The following is a 1,237-nucleotide window of genomic DNA, read 5'->3' on the forward strand; positions in this document are numbered from 1 at the left end:
GGACGTGCTTGCGCACGACCGGATCGTACTTGGAGAATTCCATCTTCCCCGGGGTGTTCTTCTTGTTCTTGTCGGTCGTGTAGAAGTGACCGGTACCAGCGGTCGAAATCATACGGACCTTATCGCGCTTGCCTGCCATGATCGTCTACTCCTCAGACCTTTTCGCCGCGCGCACGCAGCTCAGCCAGAACGGAATCGATACCGTTCTTGTCGATGGTGCGCAGTGCATGCGCGGAAACACGAAGCTTCACCCAGCGGTTCTCGCTGGCAACCCAGAAGCGGCGCTCGTGCAGATTCGGCAGGAAACGACGACGGGTCTTGTTGTTGGCGTGCGAGACGTTGTTACCCGTCTGCACTCGCTTGCCGGAAACCTGGCATACGCGGGACATGGCGCACCTCGATAGTAAGTTGTGTCAGCCCGTAGCCCGGGAGACGGCGGCCTCGATGGTTGCCCACCACACGTCAAGAGAATCAAAGGGTTACGCTGGCGTTGGGCGGCCGGGGACGTGCTCCCGGGGGCGCCGCCCGGCACGAAACCGGACACAGCGAGCCGCGCATTATGCATGGGTTCAAGCACTTGCGCAAGTTACCCACAGGGCAAGGCTGAACACGGCGACGGGTCCCCTTGTAGAGCCGAGCCCACGCTCGGCTGGGTCATACGGGGGAAGCAGCCGAGCGTCGGCTCGGCTCTACAACAGCGACAGGGCCAGCTCAGCGCAGGTGCGGCACCACCTGGGCCAGCAGGTGCGCATCCTTCAGTGCGCCATGCAGGCCGCGGGTGCCGGGAATACGCAGGCGCTGCAGCACATCGTCGAGCTTGTTGGGCATGCCCGGCCAACGGTTGCGCGCCAGCTTCAGGCTGCAGGTCACGCGGCAGTGCTGGGCCAGCCCATCGGCGATGCCGGCCAGGCGCAGCTCGTTGTCGAGGAACCCAACGTCGAAGGTAGCGTTGTGCGCGACCATCTCGCTGCCACGCAGGAACTCCAGCAGCTCAGCAGCCTTGCTCGCAAACAGCGGCTTGCCCACCAGCATCGCATCGCTGATGCCGTGCACGCGCTGTGCGCCCCAGTCCACTTTGCGCTGCGGCTGCAGATAGGTGTGGAACTGACGGCCGCTGAGTTGTCCATCGATCAGTTCCACCGCCCCGATCTCAATCACCCGGTGGCCCAGACGATGCGAGATGCCGGTGGTTTCGGTATCCAGCGCAACGACGCGGCTCATGCCACACACCCGTATG

At 63.5% G+C, this 1,237-nt stretch carries 3 protein-coding genes; all 3 read right to left on the bottom strand.

The genetic code is table 11. The annotated features are described in order from the left end of the window. Positions 1-142: 50S ribosomal protein L33 (rpmG, locus tag DBR20_RS10305; RefSeq protein WP_181393065.1), on the bottom strand; the 142-nt coding region annotated here is incomplete at its 3' end. A gap of 10 nt (positions 143-152) precedes the next feature. Then, the gene (gene rpmB, locus DBR20_RS10310) at positions 153-389 is read right to left on the bottom strand and encodes a 50S ribosomal protein L28 (RefSeq protein WP_005411638.1); all 237 of its coding nucleotides are present in this window, start codon (positions 387-389) and stop codon (positions 153-155) included. A 322-nt stretch (positions 390-711) separates the two neighbouring features. Then, the gene (dnaQ, locus tag DBR20_RS10315; protein ID WP_089237855.1) at positions 712-1,221 is read right to left on the bottom strand and encodes a DNA polymerase III subunit epsilon; all 510 of its coding nucleotides are present in this window, start codon (positions 1,219-1,221) and stop codon (positions 712-714) included. Between the last annotated feature and the right edge of the window lie 16 nt (positions 1,222-1,237).

Origin of the sequence: Stenotrophomonas sp. HMWF023 (assembly GCF_003060985.1) — a bacterium.
GTDB lineage: Bacteria > Pseudomonadota > Gammaproteobacteria > Xanthomonadales > Xanthomonadaceae > Stenotrophomonas > Stenotrophomonas lactitubi.